Annotated in this window: 21 protein-coding genes; 4 read left to right on the top strand and 17 right to left on the bottom strand. The window is 65.1% G+C overall.

Going from position 1 to position 16,928, the window contains the following annotated elements; all coding sequences use genetic code 11:
• Positions 1-341 precede the first annotated feature (341 nt).
• Positions 342-1,115 (top strand): hypothetical protein, encoded by a 774-nt coding sequence (locus tag ACTHQV_RS15780; protein ID WP_440491612.1) that lies wholly within the window; start codon positions 342-344, stop codon positions 1,113-1,115.
• Positions 1,116-1,335: 220 nt separating this feature from the next.
• Here ACTHQV_RS15780 and ACTHQV_RS15775 read toward each other — a convergent pair whose 3' ends face one another.
• Positions 1,336-2,550 (bottom strand): tyrosine-type recombinase/integrase, encoded by a 1,215-nt coding sequence (locus tag ACTHQV_RS15775; RefSeq protein ID WP_440491610.1) that lies wholly within the window; start codon positions 2,548-2,550, stop codon positions 1,336-1,338.
• 143 nt (positions 2,551-2,693) lie between these two features.
• Here ACTHQV_RS15775 and ACTHQV_RS15770 point away from each other — a divergent pair, with 143 nt between their 5' ends.
• Entirely contained in the window at positions 2,694-2,936 is a 243-nt protein-coding gene (locus tag ACTHQV_RS15770; RefSeq protein ID WP_440491608.1) for a DUF6894 family protein, read from the top strand.
• A 104-nt stretch (positions 2,937-3,040) separates the two neighbouring features.
• Here the strand turns inward: ACTHQV_RS15770 and ACTHQV_RS15765 are convergent, their stop codons facing one another.
• Positions 3,041-3,838 (bottom strand): DNA adenine methylase, encoded by a 798-nt coding sequence (locus ACTHQV_RS15765; protein ID WP_440491606.1) that lies wholly within the window; start codon positions 3,836-3,838, stop codon positions 3,041-3,043.
• 368 nt (positions 3,839-4,206) lie between these two features.
• A complete protein-coding gene (locus ACTHQV_RS15760) occupies positions 4,207-5,241 on the bottom strand; it encodes a hypothetical protein (RefSeq protein ID WP_440491605.1) in 1,035 nt (344 codons plus the stop codon).
• A 107-nt stretch (positions 5,242-5,348) separates the two neighbouring features.
• Here ACTHQV_RS15760 and ACTHQV_RS15755 point away from each other — a divergent pair, with 107 nt between their 5' ends.
• The gene (locus tag ACTHQV_RS15755) at positions 5,349-5,483 is read left to right on the top strand and encodes a hypothetical protein (protein ID WP_440491603.1); all 135 of its coding nucleotides are present in this window, start codon (positions 5,349-5,351) and stop codon (positions 5,481-5,483) included.
• A gap of 12 nt (positions 5,484-5,495) precedes the next feature.
• On the opposite strand, the gene ACTHQV_RS15750 is transcribed toward ACTHQV_RS15755, so the two are convergent.
• The 14 genes from ACTHQV_RS15750 to ACTHQV_RS15685 form a co-directional block, all read right to left on the bottom strand.
• The gene (locus tag ACTHQV_RS15750) at positions 5,496-8,420 is read right to left on the bottom strand and encodes a hypothetical protein (protein ID WP_440491602.1); all 2,925 of its coding nucleotides are present in this window, start codon (positions 8,418-8,420) and stop codon (positions 5,496-5,498) included.
• Positions 8,420-8,686: a spike base protein, RCAP_Rcc01079 family gene (locus ACTHQV_RS15745; protein ID WP_440491600.1), complete on the bottom strand. Its 267-nt coding sequence runs from the start codon at positions 8,684-8,686 to the stop codon at positions 8,420-8,422. Before ACTHQV_RS15745 ends, ACTHQV_RS15750 begins: the two co-directional genes overlap by 1 nt.
• Positions 8,687-8,711: 25 nt before the next feature.
• Positions 8,712-9,023 (bottom strand): hypothetical protein, encoded by a 312-nt coding sequence (locus tag ACTHQV_RS15740; protein ID WP_440491598.1) that lies wholly within the window; start codon positions 9,021-9,023, stop codon positions 8,712-8,714.
• Complete coding sequence (locus tag ACTHQV_RS15735) at positions 9,023-9,790, bottom strand: N-acetylmuramoyl-L-alanine amidase (protein ID WP_440491596.1); 768 nt, start codon at positions 9,788-9,790, stop codon at positions 9,023-9,025. Before ACTHQV_RS15735 ends, ACTHQV_RS15740 begins: the two co-directional genes overlap by 1 nt.
• A gap of 109 nt (positions 9,791-9,899) precedes the next feature.
• A complete protein-coding gene (locus tag ACTHQV_RS15730) occupies positions 9,900-10,130 on the bottom strand; it encodes a hypothetical protein (protein WP_440491595.1) in 231 nt (76 codons plus the stop codon).
• A 15-nt stretch (positions 10,131-10,145) separates the two neighbouring features.
• The gene (locus ACTHQV_RS15725) at positions 10,146-11,042 is read right to left on the bottom strand and encodes a cellulase family glycosylhydrolase (RefSeq protein WP_440491815.1); all 897 of its coding nucleotides are present in this window, start codon (positions 11,040-11,042) and stop codon (positions 10,146-10,148) included.
• Positions 11,003-12,376 (bottom strand): terminase large subunit, encoded by a 1,374-nt coding sequence (locus ACTHQV_RS15720; protein ID WP_440491593.1) that lies wholly within the window; start codon positions 12,374-12,376, stop codon positions 11,003-11,005. The genes ACTHQV_RS15725 and ACTHQV_RS15720 overlap by 40 nt, the downstream gene beginning before the upstream one ends.
• Before the next feature lie 2 nt (positions 12,377-12,378).
• Positions 12,379-12,810: a P27 family phage terminase small subunit gene (locus tag ACTHQV_RS15715; protein ID WP_440491592.1), complete on the bottom strand. Its 432-nt coding sequence runs from the start codon at positions 12,808-12,810 to the stop codon at positions 12,379-12,381.
• A gap of 97 nt (positions 12,811-12,907) precedes the next feature.
• Positions 12,908-13,264, bottom strand: coding sequence for an HNH endonuclease (locus ACTHQV_RS15710; RefSeq protein WP_440491590.1), 357 nt, complete (start codon positions 13,262-13,264; stop codon positions 12,908-12,910).
• Between the two features lie 2 nt (positions 13,265-13,266).
• Positions 13,267-13,815: a DUF3164 family protein gene (locus ACTHQV_RS15705; RefSeq protein WP_440491588.1), complete on the bottom strand. Its 549-nt coding sequence runs from the start codon at positions 13,813-13,815 to the stop codon at positions 13,267-13,269.
• 86 nt (positions 13,816-13,901) lie between these two features.
• Complete coding sequence (locus ACTHQV_RS15700; RefSeq protein ID WP_440491586.1) at positions 13,902-14,063, bottom strand: hypothetical protein; 162 nt, start codon at positions 14,061-14,063, stop codon at positions 13,902-13,904.
• Complete coding sequence (locus ACTHQV_RS15695; RefSeq protein WP_440491584.1) at positions 14,060-14,290, bottom strand: hypothetical protein; 231 nt, start codon at positions 14,288-14,290, stop codon at positions 14,060-14,062. Before ACTHQV_RS15695 ends, ACTHQV_RS15700 begins: the two co-directional genes overlap by 4 nt.
• 129 nt (positions 14,291-14,419) lie before the next feature.
• The gene (locus tag ACTHQV_RS15690) at positions 14,420-15,208 is read right to left on the bottom strand and encodes a hypothetical protein (RefSeq protein ID WP_440491582.1); all 789 of its coding nucleotides are present in this window, start codon (positions 15,206-15,208) and stop codon (positions 14,420-14,422) included.
• Positions 15,159-15,584: a LexA family protein gene (locus tag ACTHQV_RS15685; RefSeq protein WP_440491581.1), complete on the bottom strand. Its 426-nt coding sequence runs from the start codon at positions 15,582-15,584 to the stop codon at positions 15,159-15,161. Before ACTHQV_RS15685 ends, ACTHQV_RS15690 begins: the two co-directional genes overlap by 50 nt.
• 929 nt (positions 15,585-16,513) lie before the next feature.
• Here ACTHQV_RS15685 and ACTHQV_RS15680 point away from each other — a divergent pair.
• Entirely contained in the window at positions 16,514-16,825 is a 312-nt protein-coding gene (locus tag ACTHQV_RS15680; RefSeq protein WP_440491580.1) for a hypothetical protein, read from the top strand.
• Positions 16,826-16,928 lie beyond the last annotated feature (103 nt).

Genomic DNA, 16,928 nt, shown 5'->3' with positions numbered 1-16,928 from the left:
TCAATCTTAACGAACGAAGGTGGCAACAGTTCGATTTTGGCACAGAAAAAGCCGCAGCGACGCCAATCATAGCTTCGCAACGGCTTGCGCTTTCCGATCCTCGACATTTCGGTGGTAGCGAAGGAACGCTCCCAGCATAACCGAGCGATTCGAACGCTGAAAGTTTGAACCCCCGGGTCGCCGTAGGCGGTCCCCTTCCCCCCGAAGCAAAAGCACGGACGCGCGCGCCGCCGTAGCGACGTGCCTTCGCTGAACAATCCGAACACGTCTGGCGACGTCGGAAGCTGCTTCCGGCGCCGCATTCGTGCGCCCCATCGACTTCCGATCCGGGAGCCGGCGCGATGTCGCGTGCCCAACACCATTCTGCTCAGCAAACCCGCGCAACCCGCGCGCTTATCCGCAGCACCGGCGCGCGCTTCGCGGGCCGGGAGCGCGGACGCGATCGCGCCGTCCATCGCGAAAGCTATGACGTTCATGACAGCCGCGCGCAGGTCTCCCGCCAGTTGGCGGACGGCACGGAGGCGGCAACGCACGCCTTCATTGATGCGCTGGTGAAGACCGCGCGCGAGTTCGACCTGTTCGAGCGCGGCAAGGGTAAAGTGCGGCCCCTTAAGGACACCGGCATCGTCGTGCTGGAAGCGTTGCTGCGGCAGCACTGGCACGAGTTTAAGACCGGCCGGATCGATCCGGCCATCAGCCAACTTATGAAGGCGACCGGCTATGTCCGGCAGACGATCGTCGACGCGCTAGCGCGCCTCGAGCGTCACGGCTTCATCGGGTGGGTCCGCCGCACGATCCGGATCAGCAACCCTATAGCGGGCGGTCCGATCCGACAGCAGACGAACAACTCCTATTTCGTGGACGAGGCGCGCATCGCCTCCCGAGCCGGCCGGAACGTTCGCGACCGCTTTCGTCAACTGCTCGCCCGCGCGAAGGCCCGTATGGTCCTGCGGGCGAAGCAGCGCCCCGAAGCGCCACCCCCACCCACGCCCAGCCCTACTCCCCGCCCCGCCGCGACCATCGGCCTCGCTGCCGCCCTTGCCGCCTTGGGAGCCGCCGTCGATCGAGGATCAGGCCCGAGTCTGGATAATGGACTGTCTCCCCCCTCAGAATGAAGATTAGAAGGTGTCGCTCCCGCGACACGCATCAATAGGCAGCACCACCCAGCTCAACCGGATCGCCTTGCGTTTTGTCCCCGCCCGCCACCGCCCGGCAGACGAGCCCTCGCGTCCAGCGGACGCCGCGGGACAGGGCGGCTGCGCCGCCCCGAGGCTTAGCGACGGGGACGAGCACGGATCGTGCCGAAAGAGCCGCCCCGCCCCCCGCGCGCACAGGTCATGCGGCGGGAAATAGGAGATCGGCCCAGACCTGCATCAGCCGGCGGCGTGCGCGGATCTGCTTCGATCGATTATAGGCACCCTCGACCTTCACGTTGACGTCCGCCTCCTTCTTGCCCGCGTGCGCCAGCGCGCGATCGATCGTAACCCGCTCGGTCGGGAACCGCTCGTTCAGGATCGTCGAGAAGGTGGCGCGCCAACCGTGCGGCACATGCCGGCCGGCGAAGCCGGCCTTCCGATAGAGCGCGCCGATCGCGCTCTCCGAGAGGCGGCCGAAGACGAGATCCGCATCAATGCCGAACGCACGGACGATCCGCAGGATCTCTACCGCCTGCCGCGACAGCGGCACAAGGTGATCGAACCGGGCGTCACCCTTCTTCGCCTTCGCCAGCTTCATACGTGCCGCCGGCACGCGCCACACCGGCGCCGCCGGGCCGATCGCGTCACCGGTCCAGTCCAGCCCCTCGACCTCGTCCCAGCGCATACCTCGCAGCGTGCCTTGCCGGACGGCGGTCAGCGCAAGGAACCGCGAGGCAAGATCGACGATCGCCGGGCCGCCGGCGGCGGTCGACGCGGCCAGCAACTCGCGCGCGTCGTCGAGCGTGATCAGCGCCAGTTGCTCGCCTGCGATCGGCGCCGCCGACAGCGCGTGGCGGACCGCGGTCGACGGATCGACCTCGGCCAGCTCGTTGGCGATCGCGTAACCGAACACCTTGCTGACGCGCTGGCGAAGCCGCTTCGCGGTCTCGATCGCGCCGCGCGCCTCGACGGCGCGCAGCAGGTCGCGGACGTCGCCGGCGCCGATATCGTCGACTTCGATCGCGCCGATCGCCGGGAAGACATCGCGTTCGAGGCTGGTAATGACGTCGCTAGCGTGGACGTCGGTCCAGCTCGACCGCCAGTGCGCATGCCATGCGCGCGCGACGGTGGCGAAGGTCCGGTCGATCTCGACACGCGCTGCGCGCTCTTCGCGCGGATCTCGCCCGGCGCGCAGTGCGTCCCGCGCAGCTGCTGCCGCCTCGCGTGCAGCGGTCAGGTCGACGTCGGGAAACTGGCCGATCGTCAGCAGCTGCTCGCGGCCGGCGACGCGGAATCGGACGCGCCATGATTTGAGGCCGGTCGGCGCGACGTACAGGTGCAGGCCCTGTCCGTCCGACAGCTTAAAGGCGCGCGGCTTCGGCCGCGCGGATCGCACCGCAGCGTTGGTCAGCATGACCGTCTCCAATGTTAAGAATTATACCCGAAAGCACGAAAGGCGCTCGCCGAGCGAAAACTGATGCATGCGGAGGCGCGCGGTCAGATCGTGCTTTATCGCTGCGGCTCCAATTCAGGGCACTGCACGCGAGAAAATGGACGATGCCAAATTATCAAATTGCCGTACATCGCAGCGACGGGTCAGTCGAAACGATAACCGCGCTACTCGTCGACCGCGCGCAACTCCGATTGCAAATGGCGGGCTTCGCCGGGCAGTTGCTGAAGGAAGAAGCGGCCTCGATTTGGCAGGCCGGCACATGGCGCGTCCAAGCAAGAGATGAAGGCGGCGAATTTTTATACGAGATCAGCGTAGCCATTGACCGTGGCGAGACGCTCTCCGAGTAACCGTCACGGCGGACATTCCGTCCGCCGCTGGCATCTGACAGGCCGCAGAAAACCGCCAGTTTGCGAAATTGCGCAAACTGGCGATACCCGCGCCGTACCCGCACTTACCGAGGGTGGTTGCGGATGATCAGCTCAGTCACCTTCGTGCCAGCGCGGGCGGCATGTCCCGAGACCGTCCACGTCGTCGCGACTTCCTCGATCGCGAACCGCGCGAAGATCTCGCGGATCAGCGGCGTATCATTGATAGACAGCACGAAGCTGCCGGTGATCGTGTCCAGTCGGTCGGCAAGCGCGCGATATTGATCGGGTCCGAAGTCGAGCCCGTACCCGGTCGTCTCATGGTAGGGCGGGTCGAGGTAGAACAGCGCGTCCCGGCTGTCGTACCGGCCGATCAGCTCGACGGCATCCAGCTGCTCGATCGTCACCGGCGCGAGGCGGGCGCTCAACCGCCGCAGGTCCGCGCGAAGCCGCGCGTGATCGAACCGCGACGACTGCTCGCGTCGCAGGCCGAATGTCCGGCCGACGACCTTCCCGCCGAAGCCGAGCCGCTGGAGATAGAGGAAGCGGACCGCGCGCTCGATGTCGGTCAGGGTCGACGGATTGACCGCCCGCATCCGATCGAAATCGGCCCGGCCGGCGAACAGGAAAGCCATCTCGTCAACGAAGGGCTCGTAATGCCGGCGCACGATCCGGAACAGGTTCGACACGTCGCCCGACAAGTCATTGATGACCTCGACGGCCGCCGGCCGGGCGCGGCGCAGGAAGATCCCGCCCATGCCAACGAACGGCTCGATATACGCCTTGTGGGGGATGGTCTCGATGATCGCGCAGAGGCGTTTGGCGAGATTGCGCTTGCCGCCGAGGTATGGCGCCGGCGGGCATGCGTTCGGGAGATCGGTCAAGGTCAGCTTCTTCCTGGAGGAAGCGCGATGGCTGCGCGCGCTGATGACGCCGCGATCGGCGGCGAGGGTCGCAACCCTTCGAACCTCCGGACCTCTGGTCCGAAGGTTGGGAGGATCGCGATTGTCCGAAGTTGCGATCTAAGCTTAGACCTGAGCTGGCGGGTTGCCTGCGTGACCAATCTCCGGACGAACCGGGTGGTCAGCCACGCAGGCTCCCGAGGATCTACGCCCTGCGTATTTCCCCAAGGGGTCTTATATTCCGCGGGCCACCCGGCGAACCGGAACCCGGGAGCTTACCGCGCGCGCGGGCTGGCCTAACGGCTGCGCTCGAACCAGCTCGCCCGGTATGCCCGGGCGAGCTGGACGCCTCAAGAGGCGATCGCCGACCCGTCGATCACGATCCGCAGCGTCGCTGACGCGCCGATCGCTAGCGTGCCGATATCGAAGCAGACGTGGATCGAATCGTCGCCCTTGCGCTTCGTGCCGACCGGCAGCGCCTTGATGGCGTACGGGTCGAGCGTGGGCGGGACGGCGATCGCCAGCCCGACCGTCGCGCGCGGGTCGTCGCTACCGACCAGCAGGACGCGATTACCTGCCATCGTCGCCCGGGCCCGGCCGCGCTCGACGATCTCGTTGACGGTCTCAAAGGCCCCGGGCTGATCGAAGTCGATCAGGCGCATGTATCGCAGGTCGACCAGATCGGCGCCGGTCCGGTTGGTCAGCTCGACGTCGATCAGGATCAGCTTGCCGTCGACCGAGATCCGCTGGTCGACGCCGATCTTGTCGGACGTGGTACCGATGAAGCGGACCGCGTCCGGCTCAGCCGACACGGCGCCGGGGATCTGGTAATAGCCGGTCAGCAGCGCCGAAGCCGACTGGACCTGCTTTCCGCCGGCGCGATGGGCGATGACGAAGCCCTCGACCGATCGGCCGTACAGGACCGCGTCGCCCATCAGCGGCACCGTGGCGTGGCAGAAGATACCGGCGCGAAGAAACCCGCGGTCGGCATCGGTTGGAATGTCGGCGGGCAGGCGGCCGGCGGTGCCAAAGCTACCGCGGCTACCGACGCCGAGGGCGTAGAAGTCGGTCAGGAGGAAAGCCTCGAGCCCGCCGGCGTCCGTGGTGAAGGTGCCGGTGCGGACCTTCGTCGCCGGCGACGGTTCAGGCGCCGGCGGCTGCACGACGACCGGGGCGGTCGCGCTGTAGGTCGTCCCCTCTACCAGATACAGCCGTTCGATGCCGGCGAGGAAGCACACGCGGCTACCCCATTTATACGCATATCGGCGCTTGTCCGCGCGCCACGAGCCCTCCGTAGTGTTCAGCGCAGCGGGGAACTTGATCAGCTGGCCGGGCTGCAGGGTCGGCATTTGGCCGTGCTTCGCGATGATGACGGGAAGGGTCATGGCAGAGAATGCTCCATTCTGGATAGGTGATTGATTTGGGCTAGGAAACCGGGCGAATGTGCTCGGCCGGGACGCAGAAAATCCGAACCCGGAACGGGATGGGATGCATGCGAACCAAGGAAGAGTGGATTTACGCGGTGATCGTATTGATCGCTGCGATCGCGCTGACGGCCGTGACTGTCTGGGGGCTATCGGAACCCCGTAGCGAACCGGGCGAGAACGGTTTCGTCGTCCCGATCTGACCCGGCGACGGCTTAGGCGGTGCCGAGGAAATTCTTACCATAGGCATGGACCGACTGGATATCGGCCTCGGCCTGCACGCCGGTATAGACGAGGAAGTCGAGGATGATGCCGGGCCAGAACCGCTCGAGCGTTGTCGAGCCAGTCACCATGCTCGAACCGAGAATCAGGCGTGCCAACGACGTGGCGCCTGCGACGATCGTGCCACTCTTAACGAGCACCCCATTCTTCCAGATATCGACGCTCGCGCCCTTGTGGACGACAGACCAGACGTTGCCGCTACCGATTGCCGGGTTGTGCGAGGTGTCGGTAATCACCGACTGACTGGAGCCCGAGTTGTTGCGTTTCCCGTGCGAATAGTTGTTCGAGGTGCTTGCGCTGAAGCGTGAGAAGCCGGTGCCGCTAACCGCCCACGGCGCGGCGGTTGCGGTGGGGGTCGCAGTTACCTTTTCCAGCCAGTGGACCGTGTACGGGACGTCGGTGCCCGAGAAGATCGCCGCGATCGCCGAGGTAGCGGCGACGAGTGCGTCGGAGGTGCCGTTGAATTGCGCACCACCCTTCCCGTTCGCCGCGTTCGCGCGGTACGTGGCGTTGCCGCTGAGGGGAGCATCACCCGCACTACCGGTGTCGGTGACCGACTGGATAGCGTCTCCATCTGCCGCCACCTGCTGCGTACGACCACTGTCCTTGTACAGCTTCGAAGTGTCGTAGAAGGGATAGCGCAACCGCAGGTTCGTCGCCGGCACTGTGGGCGCGGCTGACGAGGTATCGTCGTTCAGGATCGTCCCGCTGGCGCTCATGACCGCGCCGGTAATGTAGCCCCATGGCGTGCTGATCGAGACGGAGAAGGCTTCGTCGGCCTCGGGAGACGTATCGCCCTTCACCAGAATCGTGATCGTCCCGGTCGTACTGCCATCCGCGATCGTCACGACACCGCTCGTCGCTTGTCCCGCATCGAAGTCGCTGGCGTCGGCGGTGCCATATCCCAGCGCCCACGAGACGTTCACCGCACCGACGCTGGTCGACCGGGTAATGACGTAGGCGAAGGCGGTCGTGCCGCTGTTGCCTTCCGGCTTCGACTGCGCGTCGGAAAGCGCGACGGTCGGCGCCGGCGTGGTCTTGCCGATAAGGCGCCCGTTGACCTTGATGCTAACGAGCGCTGGCGCGAGCACGCCGACCATCTGCTGCTTCGAATAGTGCGTGCCGTCGATCGAAGCCTGTCCGCCTACCGTTACTCCGGCAGCACGCGCAGTCTTGATGCCGCCGGTGTATTGGCCGGCATTCTGGAGACCGACGTTGAACGTGCCGTCGCCATTGCTGGTTACTGTCGTGACGAACACGTTCTCGCACGACGACAGGCCCACCCCGACCGCGAGGAAGTCGCCGGGTTGCGGAGCGGCGTTCAGGACGATCACTGTGGCGCCGACGGCCGCCGGCGCCGCCAAGGTGGTGGTGAACCCCGGAACGGGCATCTTGCCCCTCACGCCCGCGGCCTCTTCGGTCACACGGTTGAGATCCCAATAGGCGCTGATGCCGCTGGGAAGGGACAGGATGTATTCGTTCACCGCGTCCCGAAGGGAATTCACCTCCGCGGTCTGACCCGAAAGGGTGGTGCCGCCGCTGGACGTCGTCATGTCGGGGCGCGGCGGGACGGTAGCCTGCACAATCGGCTTCGGGCTGCCGTTGGTGAGCGTCCCCAGGAAGGCCCACATATTGTCGAAATCGCTCTTCCACGCCGACCGCAGCGAGTTACCGCCCATGCCGTTGAGGATCTTGTTGAAGGGGTAGCCCTTCGCAGCGAGCATCGCCTTGCGCGCAGCGAAACCCGAGGCGCTGAGGTTTAACGGCCCGCTCGAGCTGACCGAGAGACATCCATAGGGGATGCGCCCATTGGTCGGGTCCGCGAGGGCATAACCGTACCCGAAGTTTCCGCGCATGTTGCCGGCCGCGTACCCGGCATACATCATGTGATAGCGGCCGAGGCTGTCCCATGTGACGAGCGCAACGTCCCGCCCATCGTTCACGCCGGTCAGGGTCGCGAGGCAGGGTGCACCCATTATGAAGGTGCCCGGAGGCAGCGTCGCGGGGAGGTTTCCCGAGGCGACGCTATCCGCGAAGCTAGCCGAGCCTGTCGCAAACACGTCGCCGCCCTGCGGCGTCGAGTGCTGCGAGGCAGGCACCACCGGCTTGCCCTTGGCGAGAAGCTGCGAACCGACCGGAGCGGAAATCGAATAGACGACGCGGTAGCTGGTGTTGGCAGGGATGACGATCGACGGGTCGACGTCATTCCAAGCGAACTTTCCGGTCCCGCCGGTGAACGACAGCGAGGGGCTGCCGCCGAAGAAGACCTGCTTGCGCGTCCCGTCAGGCAGCTCGATGTAAACGTTCTCGTAGCTGTAGCTGCTCGGGCTGACGTTCTCGGCCGCCGTCGAACTCGACCGATAATAGTTGTGAAAGCAGAAGCTCGGGCCGGTTGAGACCCACGGATGCCCCTCCATCACGATCGCCGTCACCATGCAGGTGTTGTCAGCAGTCGTCGCGGCCGAGAGATCGGTAGGCCACGAGAGCTGATCGCCAGCGAGCCATTCCTGCGCGCCGCTAGGCGTCGGTGCCGGTGCCGGTGCCGGCGTCACGGCAGCCGCGCGGATCGTGATCGACCGTTCGACAGCATCGTTGGTCGTGTTCTGAACCCGAACGACCGCGCTCGCGCTGCCGCCGGCGCCGAGAGCGCCGGACAAGGACAGGACGCCGGCGGCCGAGATCGCGATCGTCGACGCACCGGACAGCTTCGACCACGTCAGTGCGCCCTTAAGCGACGACCGCAGCTGCGCGACCGCACCGGTCTTCGCAGCATCGACGGAGGCAGGATTAGCGATGCCACCACCGCCGCCGCCGCCACCGCCGGCACTGATGCCGAGCGAGATACCAAGGCCCGGCATCAGTCGATCACCAGCATGTCGGTGGCGGTCGTGCCGGTGGCGAAGATCCGCGAAGCGCGGAACGGGATCATCGCGCCATCGGGCACATTCAGCCACGTCCGCGGCGTTGACCCGCCGGTGCCGATCATGACGATCGTGCCGCCGGTGCCGACATACAGCGCCTTGCCGATGTTCGGCAGATCGACCGTGTCGCTGGGAACCACCGGCGTCGCGCGCGTGCCGGGGCTGATGAGGGTGTCGGCAATGCCGGGGAAACGATCGGCCATGGTTCGGTCCTTTGGTTGTGGGCGATCAGCGGGCGACGGGCGCCGGCACGATCGACAGGGCGGTCTCGGCCGCCTTGAGGGCGCGCTGCTGCTCGATCAGCGTGGTCGCGGTCCGCGCGGCCGTAAGCGCACGCTCGACAAGGGCGAGCGCAAGCCGCACGCGGTCCGCCCGGGCAGGCGACAGGTGCGGCAGGGCCAGCTCGGCATAGGGACGCGCCCGGTCGAAGCGCGACTGGATGCGCTCGATGGTGTCGGCCGATGGCGCTGGCAGGCCGACACATGCAGACTGCGAGGCGGCGGCAACCGCCACCACCAGCGCGATCGCGGCGCGGCGCATCAGACGAGCCCCGCATATTCGCGGCCGGCGTCGAAGCTCGGGCACGCCTTGATCCACTCGTTCGCCTCGATCGAACCGTTCCGGTTGCGATCGGGCGAATAGTCGCGGTGGCCCTTGATCGACGCGTTCGGATACTTCGCGCGCAGCTCGGTCAGCAGATGGACCAGCGCCGCCTTCTGCGCGGGCGTACGGGTGTCCTTCGGCGTCACGCCGTCGGCCGCGCAACCGCCGACATAGCAGACGCCGATCGTCCGGGCGTTGTAGCCCGCGACGTGCGCACCGGCCTTGGCAAGCGGGCGGCCGACTTCGATCGTGCCGTCGACCCAGATCAGGAAGTGATACCCGATATCGGCCCAGCCATTGTTGCGGACGTGCCAGTTGCGGACCGTGGCGACGTCGACGTGGCGACCTTCAGGCGTCGCCAGACAATGGATCACGATGCCGTCGATCGCGCGATTGACCGTCGCGCGGGCTACGCGGATCCACGCCGGCAGCGGCGCATCGCCGATCAGGCCGAGCCGCTGGACGACCGCCGGCTGCGGTACCGCGCGGACCAGCATGACGAGCACGAACAGTGCGGTCGAGATCCACGTCGCGACATTCGCCGGGATCAGCGCGCGCAGCTCGGTCGGCATCGTTTGCCACGACGTCTGCAGGGCGACGGGGTCGATCGCCGCCAGCGCTGAGAAGATCGCGCCGATCGCGGCGAGCTGGACGGAATAGGCGTGTGCGAGGACGCGCCCCCGATCGAGGAGCGTTTTCAGCATTCCGATTTCCTTTGGAAAGGGCGGCGTCAGCCGCGAATGGTGTCGGCGATCGCCTGCGCGATCGGCATGACGCCGCCGATCAGCAGCAGGACGATGCCAAGGTCGATCATCATGGCCTCGCTCCTCGGTCTTGCATTTCCTGCCGCACCTCGACGCGAGCGAGCCGTTCGCGCATTTCGCGGATATCGCGCGCCTGAAGCTCGGCCGTCACCTTGTTCTGGCGTACGTCTGCGATCAGGCTTCCGCCGGCGGCGAGCCCGCCGAAGATAGTCGAGCAGGCGGCAACAGCAGGCATCCACGCCAGCCACCGCGGCGGCGCCGGCGGCGTCGTGTCGGTCATGTCGGTCCTTTCGGGTCAGGCCGGCAGAAACGGCTGCACGGCTTTGAAACAGCCGGTGTTCGGCGCATCCACGTAGTTCGCCGGGTCGAACCGAAATTCATACTTGAGGGGCCAGCGCCGGCCGCCTCCCCAGACCGAGACCCCCAGCCAAGGCGACTGATCTCGGATGTAGGTATAGGCTTGGGTCATGATGCCGAGGCAGTTTTCCTGCAGCGGGATCAGATGGTCGCCGCCGGCGATCTCGCCCAGCCAGAGCTTGAAGCCGCGCTCGGCCGCCCATTTGGTAATCGCGGTCAGTCGCGCCGACCCGGACACACAGACAGCCGATGTGCCCGAAGCATCGCCATCGACATAGCTGTGCGGCGAGAAGCAGAAGTTATCGGCCGGATCGTAGAACGTTTCCAGCGCGGCGGCCTGCCCCTCGCGGACCCAGAATTGCGCGCTGGAATAACGCTGCCCTTCGACGAGGATCATGTTCAGCGCGTCCGTGCGCGCCCGGATCGCATTGACCACGCACTGCATGTACGCGGCGACCCGGATCGCCCCCTGCCGATCACCCTCCGGCTCGTTCATCAGGTCGAACCAAACGGCACGGTTGGCATACCGGGCGGCGAGCTTGACCCAGAGATCGACGAACGCTGCCGTCGAGACGATCGGGTTGTCGAACGCGATCTTGCCGCCCGCCTTGTTGCCTCCGTAATTATGGACGTCGAGGATGACGGTGCCGCCCAATTTCTCGAAATGGTTGATGACGTTGTCGAGCCGCGTCATGTCATCATTCGCGCCGGCGAGCGGCCCAAACAGCTCCAGCTGAAGGCGCTCCCACTTCACCGGTACGCGCATGATCCTGAGCTTGTTAGCCCAGTACCAGTTCATCTCGGTCTGGCTGGGATAGGCGTAATTCGTGCCGATCGCGCCGGGCAGGTTCTTCGTGTCGAACTCGGCGCCGGCACAGTTGATGCCGAACTGCTTCGGCGGGATGACTGGCAGGGTGATCGGCGACAGATAAACGGATCTTCCTTCGTCGGCCGGTCGCCGATCGGCGGAAACAGATACTCGATCGCGGCAATGTCGATCTTCGACGCCAGATCGAGGCTGATGATGCAGCGCCGGCCGCGGAACTGCTCGATCGCGTCGGCGAAACGCTTCGGCAGGTCCGGGTGGGCGCACCGTCGCCACGCCTCGATATCGAAGAAGGCGGCCTTCGCCGCGACCCACAGGTTGAGGTGCTTGGTCTTGAAGATACCCCGCTTGCGCGGGGTGGCGATCGCGTCACGCTGGCGGGCCAGCAGGAACTCGAGACTGACCGAAATCCCGATATTGGGATTGGCCTTGTGGAGCGTGGCTTCCGCCTTCCAGTCGTCCCCCTCGTCGGCCGCATATTCGGCGAAGAAGGTGTCGTCCTCGATCGGCGGGCCGCCGTTGTGACCAATGCCGGCGAGCCGTTCGCGCTGTTCAAGAATCAGCGCATAGCAAGGCCCGGCAAGGTTTTCGCCGGCGGTGGTGATGAGCAGCTGCAGAGGCTGCGTCCGCGCGCCCATGCCGGTGATCATCGTGTCGACCTGTCCGTCGTCGACGTGTTCGTGATACTCGTCGTGGATCGAGCAGCTTGGCGACTGGCCGTCGCCCGGATCGCCGACGATCGTCTCGAACTTCGATCCATCGTCCGGCCGCAGCAGCGTTTTCGCGAGCAGCTGGATGCGGAACCGGTCGCGCAGCGGCTTGAAGCGGTCGACGATCAGGCGCGAGGGGCGGAAAACCTCCCATGCCTGTTTTTCGTTGGTCGCCCCCGAATAGACCTCGGCGCCGAACTCCCCGTCCGCGCACAGCATGTACAGGCCGATGCCGGCGGCGATCGCCGATTTGCCGTTCTTGCGCGGTACCACCAGCACCCAGCGCCGAAATCGCCGGGTATCCTTCTGCGGTCCGTCGCGGTGGAGCCAACCGAAGACGACGCAGATGTTCCAGATCTGCCACGGCTCGAGGACCAACCGCTTCTTCTGCCGCGCCCATTCCCCCTTCGTATGCGGCAGTTTCTCGATGAACCGGCATGGCCGGGCAGCGCGATCGTCGTCGAACCGGTAAGGGAAGACGACGCCTTCAGCGAGCTTCAGCTCGTCGAGGAACCGCTGGCATTGCAGCCGGATCGACTTGCCGGCCGGGATCGTGCCTGAAACGACGTCGGCGGCATACTTACGCGCGATCGCGGGATAGTCCCGCGCCGGCGCGCCCGGCGCACGAACCACGCCTAGAAGTCGTCGAATTCGCCCGGCAGATTATCCTTGCCGCTGGCGATCTTCAGCGCCGCCATGGGATTGAGCATCAGCTCGCCGATCAGCGACTGCGCCTGCCGCATCGCGTCCGACAGCATCGTGACCTCGGGACGGGCGCGGATCATCTCCGTCACCACGGTTTCGCCATCCACCTTCCGGATCGACCGACTGGTGGCGGTGTCGCCGGTCGTCTCCAGTACCGCCTGCCAGCGCTGGACCTGTTCTAGCCGCATCGCCAGCAGCGCGACGTGCTGGACGTAGCGAACATCGGCGCGCCCATCGCGCTCGAGCTGATCGACGATCTCGCCGAAAATCAGTTGCGCCAGCTCGCCCAGATGGAGCGGCGGCAACATCTTGATCGCGGCGCCGGGCGACGCCGGCACCAGCGCCCGCTCGTTCGCGGTCATCGAGATGATCGGCGATTTTCGCTTTGGCCCCGAGCCGGGGCGGGCACCACCACGGCTCATGAAAACCTCGCACAAAAAGGGGTTTGAATAGGCCTATTCAAAAATCTGGCGACGGTGCGGTGTCCGCTCGGGCCGTCCTGGAGGGATTGACCCACCCCCCCGGCCTGCCGTTCGGTTGCTCGCTGTCGGACTTGGCCTTGTGGCAGGGGATGCAGAGACCTTGCAGGTTCGACCGGGCATTCGATCCGCCAGCGCTGAGCGGGCGGATGTGGTCGATCTCTTCGGTCGCACGGGTCACGCCGTTCTCAAGGCACTTGCGACAGAGCGGCTCCTCGCGGCGCACCAGCTCGCGCAGGCGGACGCCAGCACGGCCGCGCAGGCGCTTGTGCTGGTAGGTGCCACGATGGGCCTTCTGGGGCGCCTGCCGGCCGAAGCGCGGCGGTTGCACCGGCATCGTCAGGCCGAAGCGACGTCGAGCGTGATGCCCTGCCATTTGCCGTCATGGGCCGGGCGACGATAGCAACGCATGTACTCGCGCGAGCCGATCGTGCGCATGGAGTCGCGGATGGCATCCATCGCGCGGTTCCAGCGCGGATCGTCGCTGTGGACGCGCAGCAGCATCAGCAGGCCAGCCCGGTTGATCTGGCCTTCTTTCTCGACCGAGAAGGCACTGTTGACGATCGCCCGCAGCTCGGCCGGGCTGCCGCCCGCCCATTCCTTCAGGCATTCGTCGATGATCGCCTTGGCAGACAGCAGCTCAGGGCCGAAGTCGAACAAGTCGGCGACCTGCACCTTGACCTGCTGGCATCCGTCGAACGTCGACAGGGTCATGTTGCCCTTCTTGCCGCCGACCGTCGCGCCATACTGTTGGTCGAGCAGTTCCTGAAGCGAACGGATCTGTTCGAACGTATCGACGCGGAATTGCGCGAGCGCATCGGACATGACCTGCGCACGCTGGATGATGCTACGCACCAGCTCGTCGACCAGCAGGTCGACCGGCTTCACCGCAGTGAGGGGCACGAGGTTGCCCTTCGCGTCCCGCAGGTACAGTTCGCCGTTGACGTCGATCGCGCCGGGGTGACGCTGGTCCGTCACGATGCCGCGCCCGGCTGCGCTGCCACCGTATGGCGCAGCGTGGCAAGCTCGCGGGCGATGATGTCCAGCAGGCCGCGCGTGACCGGCACAACCTCATCGGCCTTGCCCGCTGCCGCTGCCTGAAGCTTCACGATATCGACCCGTTGCATAGTGCTCACCAGCCTGCCTTGGTCCTGTCCGGGCTGACGTAGACCGGCGGATTGGAAAGGGGGCGACACCCGCCCCGCGCGGCTTCATCGAGCCGGCGGGCAATTCCACGCGCCTCGTCAGCCAGCTCTTCCACCAACCGATGGCTGGGGATGCTGGCACGACCGCGGGCGATGAGGAGGTCCATCTCGTCGGTGAGACGCTCGAGTGCGTCGAGGAGCGGGGTGCTCTGGGGCATCGCTACCTCCCGAAAACGACAACGCCCGTCAGCCCAAGGGGGGGAGGCTGACGGGCGAAGGACGCAAGTGTCGCTGCGTCGGATTTGGCCGAATTATGGCCGTTCGGGGAGTGGCGAAAATGTGCGAAGCTACGCAATGGTTGCATGCGCCTGGTCGACCGCAGCCCGATCGATCTCTTTGCAGACCTGCCCGAGGATGCGCGGCCAAAGGTCCAAGGCGTCGATCAGCAGCTTCTTCGCCCGGCGGTTGTGCATGCGGTACCGCTTTGCGACGACAGTGAAGCCGACCGTTTCCCCAACCACCATGTCGAGCACCGCGCCGATCGGCCCGTCAATCCCCGCGCGCCACCGGGTATAGGCCACCTCGTGCCGGACGCGGCTCAACGCCTCATAGAACGCACCGTCGCCATGCCGCCCGGAGCTGATCCGCGTTTCAAGACTGGCGGTGCGGACAGCGACGTCGGCGCCGATCCGCTCGGCGACCATCGCGATCTCGACCGCCGCCGCTAGTTGGTCGGCAGTGATGGCGCCGCTCTGCCAGAGGCGGGCCAGCGCGCCTTGATGGGTGCGGCTCGCGCGTTCGTGGGTCTCGACTGTGCCTTCACGCTTGTGGTCCCACCGGTCGGTCATCTCGGCCCGGCCCTTGCGAAACGCCCGTTCGGCCTTGGCAGCATCAGGATGACGGCGCGCCCAATTGAGACGATGCTCCTCGGCACGCGCGGCGATCGCGCGATCGATATCGCTGGGCTTCCGGCGCGGTGGCGCTTTCGTCGACCACCCTACCCGTGGCCGCGCCGCCGCCGCATTTGCGCCGGCGTGCGCTTCACGCGCCGCGCGGCGTTCCGCCATGGCTGTGCGATGCTCGCGATCAACGATCGCCCGCATCACCTTTGCTTCCGCCGCTGTCTCGATCCGCACCGTTATTCCCCCATCCCTCTACGGCACTGATGTGATCGAGCGCGGCCGGGACGGACAGTGGCGTATATGTGGGCGAGAAGAGCTCTAGGGTTTCGTCGTTGATGTGCCAGCCTTCGCGGCGCAGTTCGTTCAGCACCGCTTCGCGCCGGGTCGGCAACACGATGCCGCGCGCCTTTCCCCGCTTTCGCAGGACACGCCCAGTCCGTTCGAGCGCCCGCACGGCGTCGCGCGCTCGATATCGATCGACACCGATCCCGGCAGCAATCTCGCCATAGCTCGGCGACGTGCTGTGTCGATCCCAGTACCGCTCGATAAAGTGCAGCGCGAGTTGCGCACGGCTCACCATCTCGGCCGTCAGTCGATCACCAACATCCATATTCACCCCGGTATCCCCAGCGCGAACATAAGCGGAATCTGTTGATTTTGCACGACTGGTATCGCCGAGGGGGCGGCTATTCCGGTGACGCGCAGCGGTCAGTTTGGCAGTGAAAAGCCCTAGGCGGTGGGAACGGCGGACATGCGCTCCGCCGCTAGCGGTCGATGACAGGAGAAATCTGCCGTCCCTATGATCGAAAGGACGGTCCATACCCACAAGATACCCCATTTCGGCATGCTAAAGCCACATTGCCGACATTCGGGTGATTACGTAGTATGGCATCATGCTGAGAGCGCTACTTCCAATGTTGCTGAGTTTATCCTGCTGTTCAGGACTCAATGACGACGTCATTGTAAACGTATCTCCGTTTCGCAACCTTTCGTGCGATCTAAATGCGCCAACCAGTTCGCGAGTAGTCAAACAAGCAACGGAGTTCGCCGCCCAGTATGGTTTTCGAGCCCGTTCCAACGCTTTTGCAACAATTCTTACGAATGAGCGCCTGAACTTCATCGTCACGTATTCTCCGAGGGCACCATTGTACGTGACCGCCGTCGCGCGCGAGAAGCCAAGAGCAGACGAAGTGGCACTCTTCGATAAGTTTGTCGCCAACCTCTCATTGAAATGTACCTCTAAGCGCGACTAGCAGCATTTCACCTTAGGTACCGGATGCTGCGCAACGAACTGCTTTCCCCCGTTACATGACAGGTGGAGGCGGACGACCCGTCCGCCGCTGCGCCTGGCGAAGCCGCAACAGGCATCGGCATCTCAAGACCTAGAAAGAACGATACCCGTTCCGTACCCGCAGCAACTTGCGCACGGTCGCAAGGCTATCTACCGGTAATACTACAATCTTTTTCTGGGCGGTATCTGCTATAATGTGCTCGCGACCACGCCAAGTTCGCACAGTGCGAAGACGAAATGTGGTGTGGATGATCCCGCTGATGATCGTCGTGGGCGGCTTCCTGCTTCTCGCCGGAACAAGCCAGAATGTAGCGTTTCTATCCGCCCTATCTGCGGTGGTTATAGCGAGCACCGGTTACCAATATGGAGAAGGTGTGAACGAGCCCCGATATTGGCTTACCCTCGCTGGGTTCTCGACACTCCATTGCGGAGCTCTGTACGCCGCGGGGGGCGATTGGATGCCCAGCCTTACTATCGCAGTTATGCCAATATTTATTCTCGACTTCGTCTTGATGGCATACTCGTTTCCGGCGGTCAGTGGCTTGGAATACGAGTACTAACACGATTTGTCGTAACCCTAGGAATGGCGGACGTACCGTCCGTCGCTATCGCGGATGTCCGTCGTTTCCAAGGCAGACGATACCCGCAATCTGTCCCGCGGTA

This window comes from Sphingomonas sp. SAFR-052, assembly GCF_051965015.1.
Lineage (GTDB): Bacteria > Pseudomonadota > Alphaproteobacteria > Sphingomonadales > Sphingomonadaceae > Sphingomonas.
Note: the sequence above shows the minus strand (reverse complement) of the source record. Positions and strands in the feature narration are given on the sequence as shown.

Bases quoted from the DNA above. Each gene is read 5' to 3' on its own strand.
- ACTHQV_RS15780 (WP_440491612.1), top strand. From the start codon at position 342: ATGTCGCGTGCCCAACACCATTCTGCTCAGCAAACCCGCGCAACCCGC.
- ACTHQV_RS15775 (WP_440491610.1), bottom strand. From the start codon at position 2,550: ATGCTGACCAACGCTGCGGTGCGATCCGCGCGGCCGAAGCCGCGCGCC.
- ACTHQV_RS15770 (WP_440491608.1), top strand. From the start codon at position 2,694: ATGCCAAATTATCAAATTGCCGTACATCGCAGCGACGGGTCAGTCGAA.
- ACTHQV_RS15760 (WP_440491605.1), bottom strand. From the start codon at position 5,241: ATGACCCTTCCCGTCATCATCGCGAAGCACGGCCAAATGCCGACCCTG.
- ACTHQV_RS15755 (WP_440491603.1), top strand. From the start codon at position 5,349: ATGCGAACCAAGGAAGAGTGGATTTACGCGGTGATCGTATTGATCGCT.
- ACTHQV_RS15750 (WP_440491602.1), bottom strand. From the start codon at position 8,420: ATGCCGGGCCTTGGTATCTCGCTCGGCATCAGTGCCGGCGGTGGCGGC.
- ACTHQV_RS15745 (WP_440491600.1), bottom strand. From the start codon at position 8,686: ATGGCCGATCGTTTCCCCGGCATTGCCGACACCCTCATCAGCCCCGGC.
- ACTHQV_RS15740 (WP_440491598.1), bottom strand. From the start codon at position 9,023: ATGCGCCGCGCCGCGATCGCGCTGGTGGTGGCGGTTGCCGCCGCCTCG.
- ACTHQV_RS15735 (WP_440491596.1), bottom strand. From the start codon at position 9,790: ATGCTGAAAACGCTCCTCGATCGGGGGCGCGTCCTCGCACACGCCTAT.
- ACTHQV_RS15730 (WP_440491595.1), bottom strand. From the start codon at position 10,130: ATGACCGACACGACGCCGCCGGCGCCGCCGCGGTGGCTGGCGTGGATG.
- ACTHQV_RS15715 (WP_440491592.1), bottom strand. From the start codon at position 12,810: ATGACCGCGAACGAGCGGGCGCTGGTGCCGGCGTCGCCCGGCGCCGCG.
- ACTHQV_RS15710 (WP_440491590.1), bottom strand. From the start codon at position 13,264: ATGCCGGTGCAACCGCCGCGCTTCGGCCGGCAGGCGCCCCAGAAGGCC.
- ACTHQV_RS15695 (WP_440491584.1), bottom strand. From the start codon at position 14,290: ATGCCCCAGAGCACCCCGCTCCTCGACGCACTCGAGCGTCTCACCGAC.
- ACTHQV_RS15685 (WP_440491581.1), bottom strand. From the start codon at position 15,584: ATGGATGTTGGTGATCGACTGACGGCCGAGATGGTGAGCCGTGCGCAA.
- ACTHQV_RS15680 (WP_440491580.1), top strand. From the start codon at position 16,514: ATGATCCCGCTGATGATCGTCGTGGGCGGCTTCCTGCTTCTCGCCGGA.